The sequence below is a fragment of the Planctomycetota bacterium genome, from assembly GCA_038746835.1.
GTDB lineage: Bacteria > Planctomycetota > Phycisphaerae > Tepidisphaerales > Tepidisphaeraceae > JBCDKH01.
Genome location: JBCDKH010000146.1, coordinates 1 through 9,435, shown reverse-complemented (window position 1 = coordinate 9,435; position 9,435 = coordinate 1). Strand labels below are relative to the sequence as shown.

11 protein-coding genes and 1 pseudogene are annotated in these 9,435 nt (G+C 64.0%); 11 read left to right on the top strand and 1 reads right to left on the bottom strand.

From position 1 onward, the window contains the following. The 9 genes and pseudogenes from groEL to AAGI46_12890 form a co-directional block, all read left to right on the top strand. A partial coding sequence (gene groEL / locus AAGI46_12930) for a chaperonin GroEL (GenBank protein ID MEM1013111.1) occupies window positions 1-1,009 on the top strand: 1,009 nt, incomplete at its 5' end. A 36-nt stretch (window positions 1,010-1,045) separates the two neighbouring features. After that, window positions 1,046-1,369 carry a hypothetical protein gene (locus tag AAGI46_12925; GenBank protein ID MEM1013110.1) on the top strand — a complete coding sequence of 108 codons (324 nt, stop codon included), beginning with the start codon at window positions 1,046-1,048 and terminating at the stop codon, window positions 1,367-1,369. Window positions 1,370-1,411: 42 nt separating this feature from the next. Beyond that, complete coding sequence (locus AAGI46_12920) at window positions 1,412-1,810, top strand: hypothetical protein (protein ID MEM1013109.1); 399 nt, start codon at window positions 1,412-1,414, stop codon at window positions 1,808-1,810. Further along, on the top strand, window positions 1,798-2,088 hold the full coding sequence (groES, locus tag AAGI46_12915) for a co-chaperone GroES (GenBank protein MEM1013108.1): 291 nt from the start codon (window positions 1,798-1,800) through the stop codon (window positions 2,086-2,088). Before AAGI46_12920 ends, groES begins: the two co-directional genes overlap by 13 nt. 111 nt (window positions 2,089-2,199) lie before the next feature. Then, a pseudogene (gene groL, locus AAGI46_12910) lies at window positions 2,200-3,828 on the top strand (chaperonin GroEL). Between the two features lie 76 nt (window positions 3,829-3,904). Next, complete coding sequence (locus tag AAGI46_12905; GenBank protein MEM1013107.1) at window positions 3,905-4,177, top strand: hypothetical protein; 273 nt, start codon at window positions 3,905-3,907, stop codon at window positions 4,175-4,177. After that, window positions 4,170-4,493 (top strand): type II toxin-antitoxin system PemK/MazF family toxin, encoded by a 324-nt coding sequence (locus tag AAGI46_12900; GenBank protein ID MEM1013106.1) that lies wholly within the window; start codon window positions 4,170-4,172, stop codon window positions 4,491-4,493. Before AAGI46_12905 ends, AAGI46_12900 begins: the two co-directional genes overlap by 8 nt. Before the next feature lie 40 nt (window positions 4,494-4,533). Next, entirely contained in the window at window positions 4,534-5,721 is a 1,188-nt protein-coding gene (dnaJ, locus tag AAGI46_12895; protein ID MEM1013105.1) for a molecular chaperone DnaJ, read from the top strand. Window positions 5,722-5,746: 25 nt separating this feature from the next. Beyond that, window positions 5,747-6,289 (top strand): nucleotide exchange factor GrpE, encoded by a 543-nt coding sequence (locus AAGI46_12890; GenBank protein MEM1013104.1) that lies wholly within the window; start codon window positions 5,747-5,749, stop codon window positions 6,287-6,289. Window positions 6,290-6,292: 3 nt separating this feature from the next. Here the strand turns inward: AAGI46_12890 and AAGI46_12885 are convergent, their stop codons facing one another. Further along, entirely contained in the window at window positions 6,293-8,053 is a 1,761-nt protein-coding gene (locus AAGI46_12885; protein ID MEM1013103.1) for a hypothetical protein, read from the bottom strand. Window positions 8,054-8,232: 179 nt separating this feature from the next. Here AAGI46_12885 and AAGI46_12880 point away from each other — a divergent pair, with 179 nt between their 5' ends. Further along, window positions 8,233-8,844 carry a hypothetical protein gene (locus AAGI46_12880; GenBank protein ID MEM1013102.1) on the top strand — a complete coding sequence of 204 codons (612 nt, stop codon included), beginning with the start codon at window positions 8,233-8,235 and terminating at the stop codon, window positions 8,842-8,844. Between the two features lie 43 nt (window positions 8,845-8,887). Next, a complete protein-coding gene (locus AAGI46_12875; GenBank protein MEM1013101.1) occupies window positions 8,888-9,331 on the top strand; it encodes a hypothetical protein in 444 nt (147 codons plus the stop codon). Window positions 9,332-9,435: the final 104 nt, after the last annotated feature.

The window sequence follows — 9,435 nt, the reverse complement described above, 5'->3', positions numbered from 1 at the left end:
GATGACCGTCGAGCTGGACAAGCCCTTCATCCTCATCCATGAGGAGAAGATCAGCTCCGCCGCCAAGCTGTTGCCGCTGCTCGAGAAGATTCAGGAGAAAAAGCGTCCTCTGCTCATCATCGCTGAGGACGTCGACGGCGAGGCGCTCTCCACGCTCGTCGTCAACAAGCTTCGCGGCATCCTCAACGTCGCGGCCGTCAAGGCTCCGGGTTACGGCGACCGTCGCAAGGCGATGCTCAACGACATCGCCGTCCTGACCGGTGCCAAGCCCGTCATGAAGGACCTTGGCTACGACGTCGAGAAGGTCGAGCTGTCCGACCTCGGCCTGGCGAAGAAGGTCCGCATCGACAACGACAACACAACGATCATCGAAGGTGCCGGCGAGGCCGAGGACATTCAGGCCCGCATCGTCCAGATTCGCGATGAGATCGCCACGACCACCAGCGACTACGACGTCGAGAAGCTCCAGGAGCGTCTGGCGAAGCTGTCCGGTGGCGTGGCACAGGTCAACGTCGGCGCCGCCACCGAAGCGGAGCTCAAGGAGAAGAAGTCCCGCATCGAGGACGCGCTCCACGCGACTCGCGCCGCGATCGAAGAGGGCGTTCTGCCCGGCGGCGGCACCTCGCTCATCAAGGCCATGCACGCCCTCAACGGCGGTAGCAAGCTCAAGCTCACCGGCGACGAGCTGGTCGGCGTGAAGATCGTGCGGCAAGCCCTGATGGCCCCGACCAAGCAGATCGCCACCAACGCCGGCCACTCCGGCAGCGTCGTCGTTCGCCAGATCATGGAGTCCGACGGCAAGGGCTTCAACGCCCTCACCGGCGAGTACACCGACCTCGTCGCCGCCGGCGTCCTGACGCCCACCAAGGTCGAGCGCTCCGCCCTCCAGAACGCTGCCGAGGTCGCCAGCCTGCTCCTGACCACCGACTGCATCGTCGTCGAAGCCCCCAAGTCCGGCGGCGACGATCACGATCATGACCACGAGGGCATGAACGACATGGACTTCTAGACTACGACCACGCGGATTCGAAGAAAGATGATTGGCTTGCTTAAAATTGCTTTAATGCATCAGTTCAACGAAGTCGGGGCAAGTGCTCAACGCAGGATTTGGGCGGCTGGCAAGATGTACGATCTCGCTATGCGTTACGAGGCCAAGTCCGAAGCACGTCGCTCTTCGCTTCACAAGGCATTAGACGTCGTTCTGTGCGAAGGAAAGATCAAATCTCTGGACCACGGAACTGCCGATCACCGTCGTTTTTGGGAAATTGGCCACAAAATTACAACAGCCCTTATGGACTACAAAGAAGAACTTAATGTTGCGCCAGCGTGGAAGCAAGATCACTACCCAGAAGATGACGAAAATCTCTGATTAGGAGAATCGAAAGACGGAGCCCGTTCTAAGGATATTGATATGACCGTCTACACCAATGAGTGCCGCGACGAAGACAGTGCTTGTCCTGCCGGGTGGCCGTCGAGCCCGGGCTTCGTCAGCCTCGACGAGACATGCAAGGAGACGGTGATCAACGACGATGATGCTTTGAATATCCGCGGGATTCACGAAGGAGTTTTCCAATCACTCCACTGTTGGCAAGCATTGGGCCGAGATGATGCGGGATTCGAATGTGTCCGCGTCGCCGAGGACTTGACTGAGCAATTTCCGAACGAGAAAGCCATGGACGAGGCGTCGCTCATGATCATGGGCCTCCACTGCATTGCGAACCAAGCGAAGCTTGAGGCCGATCATAAAGCGCATGAGCAGTCCGCCTCAGCCAGATCACCTGACCGTTACCACCTAACATGCCCATTTTGAACCCACTTAACGATCGCGTTGTCGTCCGCCAGCTCGAGGCCGAGGAAACCACGGCCAGCGGCATCGTCCTTCCCGATGCAGCCAAGGAGAAGCCCACCCGCGGCAAAATCGTCGCAGTTGGCCCGGGCAAGCTCGGCGACAACGGCAAGCGGACGCCGTTGGCCGTCAGCACCGGCGAGACCGTCGTCTACGGCAAGTACTCCGGCACCGAGGTCGAGATCGACCACGAGAAGTTCGTCCTGCTCCGCGAGAGCGACCTGCTGGGCGTGCTCGAGTAGGAACTTGTTACTCGTTGACTAGCGACTGGGAACAGAATCCGAGTCGCGTGGAAGCGAGCAAGTCTCTCAGATCCAAGTAACCAGTAACAAGTACACCAAACACAAGACCACATGGCTGCCAAGCAAATGAAGTTCGACGCCGACGCGCGTCAGAGTGTGTTCAAGGGTCTCCAGAAGCTCAGCCGCGCCGTCAAGGCGACGCTCGGGCCCAAGGGACGCAACGTCGTCTTCCAGCGGTCGTATGGCGGCCCGCGGGTGACCAAAGACGGCGTGACCGTGTCGAAGGAAGTCGAGCTGCCCGATCCCTTCGAGAACATGGGCGCAAAGCTCATCAACACCGTCGCCAGCAAGACCGGCGACGTTGCCGGTGACGGCACGACGACCGCGACGGTCCTCGCCGAGGCGATCTTCGAGCAGGGCCTGCGGTACCTGACGGCCGGCGTGAACCCGGTCCGCGTGCAGCGTGGCATCCTCAAGGCCGCCGACGTCGCCGCCGAGCACGTCACGTCGCTCGCCAAGCCGATCAAGGGCCGCGACGACTACCGCAAGGTCGCGACGATCTCGGCCAACGGCGACGAAGGCATCGGCGACCTGTTGGCTGAGGCCATGCAGAAGGTCGGCAAGGAAGGCGTCATCACCGTCGACGAGGGCAAGGGCCTCGAAAGCACGCTCGAGTACACCGAGGGCATGCAGTTCGACAAGGGCTACCTCTCGCCGTACTTCCTGACGAATCCGAACACGCTCGAGGCCGAGCTGGAGGAGGCGTACGTCCTCATCCACGAGAAGAAGGTCAGCAATCTCAACGACCTGCTGCCGCTGCTCAACAAGATCGTCACCAGTGGCAAGCCGCTGCTGATCATCGCAGAGGACGTCGACTCCGAAGCTTTGGCAGCCTTGGTCGTCAACAAGCTTCGCGGCGTGCTGAACGTCTGTGCCGTCAAGGCTCCGGGCTTCGGCGATCGTCGCAAGGCGATCCTGGGCGACCTGGCCGTGCTGACGGGCGGGACGTTCGTCAGCGAAGACCTAGGCGTGAAGCTCGAGAACGTTGAGGTCGAGCACCTCGGCCGGGCCAAGAAGATTGTCGTCGGCAAGGACAACACGCTCGTCGTCGAAGGTGCCGGCAAGAAGAAGGACGTCACCGCGCGTGCCGACCAGATTCGCCGACAGATCGAGACGACGACCAGCGACTACGACCGCGAGAAGCTCCAAGAGCGTCTGGCCAAGCTCACCGGCGGCGTCGCCGTCGTGAAGGCCGGTGCCGCGACCGAAACGGAGATGAAGGAGCGCAAGGACCTCATCGACGACGCGCTGCACGCCACGCGTGCCGCCGCCGAAGAGGGCATTGTTCCTGGCGGCGGTGTCGCGCTCCTGCGTGCGATCGAGGCCGTCGAGAAGGCCAAGCCCAAGAAGGGCGACGAGCGTGTCGGCTTCGAGATCATCGCCGAAGCCCTGCGTGCTCCTGCCCGTCAGATCGCCGACAACGCCGGCGAGGACGGCGAGGTGGTCGTGGCCCAGGTGCTGGAAAACAGCACGCCGAGCTTCGGCTAAAACGCCCGGACCGACAAGTTTGGCGACCTCGTCAAGATGGGCGTCATCGACCCGGCCAAGGTCGTCAAGACCGCCCTCCTCAACGCCGCGAGCGTCGCTGGCCTTGCGCTCACGACCGACGTGCTCCTGACGGACGTCAAGGAGACCGGCAAGGACAAGGACCTGGCGCCGGTTGCCGGCGCGGTGGCTTAAGGCTTCTCATACGATAACGGGCACCCGGCATCCCTCCGGTTGCCCGTATTTCATCAGAAGAAGGTACACTTACGGCATGCCGACCACGCTCGAAGGCAAGCTCAACGCGGATGGCACACTCGATGCCGAAGAAGCACTTCCAGTCGGGAGTTCGCGGCGTGTGCTCATCACGATCCTCGATGAAGAGCCGGCAGTTCGTGACGATCCAGACCTGGTCGCATGGCAGCGTCTTTCGATCAAGTCGGTGATGGAAGAGCTTGAGGACGGCGAAGACTACAGCGATTGGGAGCCGTTGGAGGTCGTCAAGGCGAGATACCGCGCTGACCGTCAGACCCAAAAGGATGATTGATCCGAAACGCGGCGATGTCTGGCTCGGTGACTTTCCTGATTACGGCACACGTCCGGCCATCATCGTGACGCGGAATCAGGCGATCGCGAAGCTGACCAACGTCACACTCGTCGTCACGACCACGAGGATTCGCGGCTGGGAGACGGAAGTCGTGCTATCACCAGAGCGACACGGGCTTCGCAAGACGAGCGTCGCGAGTTGCGACAACGTTCTGACGGTTAAGAAGAGCTACCTGATCCGCCGGATGGGCGAGCTTGATCTTGACACCATGAACGCCATCGACGACGCGATCAAGATCGCGCTCGACCTCCCCTAGCACGCCGAGCCGATCCAAGACGTAACTGACAGACTTCTCCATGCCCTCCGCCACCAGCACCAAACGCGACTACTACGAAGTCCTCGGCGTCGAGCGGTCGGCGACCGTGGTCGAGATCAAGAAGTCGTACCGAAAGCTGGCGATGAAGTTCCACCCGGACCGCAACGGCGGCGATCCGGAGGCGGACACGAAGTTCCGCGAGTGTGCTGAGGCGTACGAAGTCCTCAGCGACGACGAGAAGCGCGCACGCTACGACCAATTCGGGCATGACGGCGTGCAGGGTGCCGCCCACGACTTCAGGCACGCAGACGTCGGCGACATCTTCTCGATGTTCCAAGACATCTTCGGCCCGGGCTTCGGCGGAATGGGTGGCGGACGCGGGCGTCGCGCCGGGCCTCGGCCGGGTGCGGATTTGGAGACACAGGTCGAGCTCACGCTCGAAGAGGTCGCCGCCGGAGCGGAGAAGACGCTGGAGTTCGATCGCCTCGACCGCTGCGAGACCTGCGACGGTCGCGGCCTGAAGAAGGGTGCAACGCCCAAGCCTTGTGCGACCTGCAACGGGCAGGGTCGGATCGCCCAGCAGGGATTGGGCGGCATGTTCCGCATGGTGACGGCCTGCCCGACGTGCCGCGGAACCGGCGTGCTTCCCAGGCCCGAAGACCTTTGCCCGACGTGTGAAGGGACTGGGCGCGTGCAGGTGAAGCGAACGGTTCAGGTCCGCATCCCCGCGGGCGTGCACGAAGGTCAAGCTGTCCGCCTCACCGGTGAAGGCGAGCCTGCTCCGACAGCCGACGGCCAGCCCGGTGATCTCATCTGCTACGTCGCCGTTCGAGACCACGCGGTCTTCAGTCGGCACGACCGCGACCTGGTCTGCCAGGTGCCTGTCAGCTTCACGACGGCGGCGCTGGGCGGGTCGATTGACGTGCCGACGCTCGCGAAGCCCGATGACAGTGCCAACATCGGCCAGGAATCGCTGGACATCCGCGCGGGAACGCAGCACGGCGAGGTCTTCAAGCTCCGTGGACAAGGCCTGCCCGACGTTCGCGGACTCCGGCGTGGCGACCTGATGGTTCAGGTGCTCGTCGAGATTCCCAAGAAGCTCTCGCAAGAGCAGCAGGACCTCCTACGCCAGTTTGCCGAGACGGAAGACGATCACCATCACCACTCGGCGATGCCGCAGCGCAAGGGCTTTCTCGACAAGCTCAAGTCGATGCTCGCCGGCGACTGAGGCCCGAACCTAAAACTGCCCACCCATGACCGAACCGAACGAGCTGCCTCAGGAGCAAGACCTCGACGTCGACGAAGCCGTCGAGGGCGACGCCGTCGATGCCGGATCAGTCGACGAGGCCGAGGCGCTGCGCGAGGAGAATCGCCAGCTTTTCGAGAAGCTCGCCCGCCAGCAGGCCGACTACCAGAACGCCCAGCGTCGCCTGACCAAGGACGCCGACCAGCGGCTGAAGGTCGCCGCCGGGCATCTGATGCGGGAGCTGCTGCCGGTCGTCGACAACCTCGAGCGTGCACTGGACGTTTCCGACACGGCCGACGTGCAGAGCGTGCTGGGCGGCGTGCGTGGGACGCTCAGCCAGTTCCTGGAAGTCCTAAAGAACAACGGCGTTGCTCCGATCGAGCCCGCCGACGGCGACGAGTTCGACGCGAACCGGCATGAGGCTTTGATGCAGGAGCCACGCGAAGACGCACCCGAGGCACCGGTCGTGACCAAGCTGCTGCAAAAGGGCTACGACTTCGACGGCCGCGTCATCCGTCCGGCGCAGGTCGCGGTGAGCCGGCCGGGCTGAGTGTCACTCGAACAGCGACAGCTGATCCGTTGCCGGCGTTGCGGGGGCGACGCGGTTGAAGTTCTGATCGTGGCTGAAGATCTCGCGGACGCGATCCAGCCGGTCAGCCGACTCGGGGGAGCGGTCCCAGCGGATGCGCTTGATCCGCGGGAACCGCAGCGCAAACCCGCCGTTGTGCCGTTTGCTCTCCTGGATCGCGTCGAAAGCGACCTCGAAGACGACTTTCGGCTGAACGTCGAACACCTTGCCGCGGCGATTGGTCTGGATGGAAAAGAACAGCTCGGTGAGCTTGGCGATCTCCTCGTCGGTCACGCCGCTGTAGGCCTTTCCGATGGTGACGAGTCGGCCGTCGTCGTCGGGGTCGTCGGTCCAGACAGCGAAGGTGTAGTCGCTGAGCGAGTCGCGTCGCTTGCCGTGGCCGTACTCGGCGGCGACGACGACGACGTCGAGCGTTGGCAGGTGCGTCTTGAGTTTCAGCCACCCTCGCCCACGTCGGCCGGGCAGGTACGTGGCAGTCGGGTCTTTGAGGATGAGGCCTTCGTTCTTGGCGTCGCGGGCACCTTCGAAGGCGGCGGAGATCGTGTCGGCGTCGGCCACATCGACGGCATCGAGCGGTCGAACGTTGCTGCCGGCGACGAGGTCGAGAAGCTTCGATCGCCGCTCTTTGCAAGGCTTGTCGATCTGTGGCTTGCCGTCGCGGTAGAGCAGGTCGAACGGAATGAATCGCGCCGGAAAGGTCGCGATGACCGAGGCCGACGGGTCGTCGCGGCCGAGGCGTCGTTGGACGTTGGCGAACGGCCCGACGCCACCGTGGCCATCGTCTGCGATGATCTCGCCGTCGAGCAGCCACTCGCCGGGAAGCTGGCGGACTTGTTTGACGACGTCTGGCCAGGCGGCTTCGACGCGGTCGAGTGTTCGGCTGTAGATCGCGACGCGCGAAAGGTCGCCCGTGCCTGATTTGTGGATTTGAGCGCGAACACCGTCAAGCTTGTGCTCGGCCGACCACGTCCGCTCGGATTTGGCGATCGTGGCCGCGGCGTCGTTGGGCGTCTCTTGCGGCGTGGCGAGCATGAAGCCGATGGGGTGGAACAGCCGGAAGCGTGCGTCACCCAGCCGATCGTCGCGCGCCAGCACGGCGACGTCGCCCAGATCGCCCACGAGCAACACGGCTCGCCGGACGTCGTCGAACTCACGCCCGAACGCCTCCGCAACCGCGGTCTGCAGAACGCCCTCGCGGGCACCCGTCCGCAGGTCGCCGCCGATGATTTTGCCGACGTATCCGGCGGATCGCGGGTGTCGGCAGCGGACGAGCAGGTCGCGGAGCAGATCGCGTTTGGTCTGGTTCTGCCCGACGCTGGCCAGGGCGTCGAACGACTGGCGAAGGTCGGCCAGCGCGAGCGACTCGTCGCGCGCGTCGTCCGGCGGCGGACCCTTGTCTTCCCAGAGCTTGGCGAGGGCCTCGCCGGTCTCGCCGCGCTGGACGACGCGAGTCCGCCAGTCGTCGGCCGAGAGGTCGTAGAGCCCGAGGATCACATCGCGAAACGCCGCCCGACTGACGCCCAGCACCCGCTCGTCGGTGACGGCGAACGCTTTCCCACCCGCAAACCGCACCGCGTCGGCGAGGTCGTCATCTGGTAGCTCGCGAAAATACGCCGCGAGCGTCGCTTGCTTCTCGAGTTTCTTGGTCGTCTTCGCGACCTCGTCCTGCACCGCGGCGAAGCGTCGGAGGCTCGCAGATGGTGGATCGGAAGCATCAACCGGCACGCTGCCAGAGCGTAGGTGTCGTTCGAAATCTGCCTCCCCACACGCTTAGCGGTGAGCGCCAGCGAGCCTCTCGGATCAGTGCCAACACTTCGCAGAGGGCTCGCTCGCGCTCACCGCTAAGCGAGCGTGGTGTCGCTGACATGGCGCGCGTTCCGGTGCGTCGCGGATAGTGTCCCACGGTGACCGACGTCGACACCCAGATCGACCCCGAGACGCGCCGCGATCGGCGTCGGTTGGTGGCGATGGCGGGCATGCTGCTGGTCACGCTGCTGGTCGCCGTCGGGTACGGCAGGATGGTCGATCGCAACGCCGAACGGTTGCTGACCGAAAACTACCTGGGTGTCGGCGACTTCACGGTCCGCCTGCCTGCTGGCTGGACCGTTGCTGAAAAGTCGCAGGACAGCCTGACGGTCGCCTCGCCAGATCAGCAGACGGACCTTCGAATCACCAGCTTCCGCGTCGAGTCCAACGCGACCGCACTGGACCTCTTGCGTCAGGCCGCCCAGATTCAGACGTCGCTCGGCGACGTGGACGTCGAGATCGAGATCCTCGAGCCGCCCAGGAGCACGCTGGTCGCGGATGAAGAGGGCGTCGTGGCGACCTTCGGCTACACCGTGAGCCAGTCGTGGCTCGGCTCCCTGCGTGGTGGCGACATTCTGCTCTTCCGCACGATCGTCGCCGGCCTGGTCGACGGGCGAGCGGTCATCGTGCTGATCGACAGGCCGCTGGAGTACGACGCGGGCGACGAAAAGCTGGCCCGAGCGGTCGCTCGCTACGCCGTGCTGCAATGACGCCCGTCGGGAACCCACCGGATTGCACTGCGTAAATTGTCGTGTGAGAACGCTGCTTGTGACGCTCGTCGGCTGGGCTCTGCTGCTCCCGGTCGCTGTCGAGGCTCAAACGCCCGGAACGCCCTTCAGCAGCATCGAAGCGGGCGTTCAGATGACGCTCCCGCCGGGCGAGGTCCGTCGACGCGGCGGACCGAATCCGCCGAAGGATCTGTCGACGCTCGCCGTCGTCGAGAACGAGGCTGGACGCTACCGGTTCGAGTTGCGTCGCCTTCGGCTCGACGAGCCGCGTGATCTGCGGACGGACGTTGCGGCCGACGGCACGCGGACCGAAGGCCTGCTCGACACTTACACGCTCGAAGTCCAACGCAACCTTGGAGGCGATCTGCTGCGTCGCGGGCTCGCACCGCTGCCGGATGCCGACGCGGGCGTCTTTGCGATCCGGTACAGCACCGGCGTCGACACGCGTTTGCATCAGGAAGCGATGTGACTGACTGGTCCATGACCGAGGACGGCGTCACGCAGTTTCTGGACCTGCTGCGCGGATAATTGCGGCCACGTCCTCTGGATGCGTGATCGGCACCATGTGCCCGG

Excerpts from the sequence above, each read along its gene's own strand:
- AAGI46_12920 (MEM1013109.1), top strand. The coding sequence starts at position 1,412 with ATGACCGTCTACACCAATGAGTGCCGCGACGAAGACAGTGCTTGTCCT.
- groES (MEM1013108.1), top strand. The coding sequence starts at position 1,798 with ATGCCCATTTTGAACCCACTTAACGATCGCGTTGTCGTCCGCCAGCTC.
- AAGI46_12905 (MEM1013107.1), top strand. The coding sequence starts at position 3,905 with ATGCCGACCACGCTCGAAGGCAAGCTCAACGCGGATGGCACACTCGAT.
- AAGI46_12900 (MEM1013106.1), top strand. The coding sequence starts at position 4,170 with ATGATTGATCCGAAACGCGGCGATGTCTGGCTCGGTGACTTTCCTGAT.
- dnaJ (MEM1013105.1), top strand. The coding sequence starts at position 4,534 with ATGCCCTCCGCCACCAGCACCAAACGCGACTACTACGAAGTCCTCGGC.
- AAGI46_12890 (MEM1013104.1), top strand. The coding sequence starts at position 5,747 with ATGACCGAACCGAACGAGCTGCCTCAGGAGCAAGACCTCGACGTCGAC.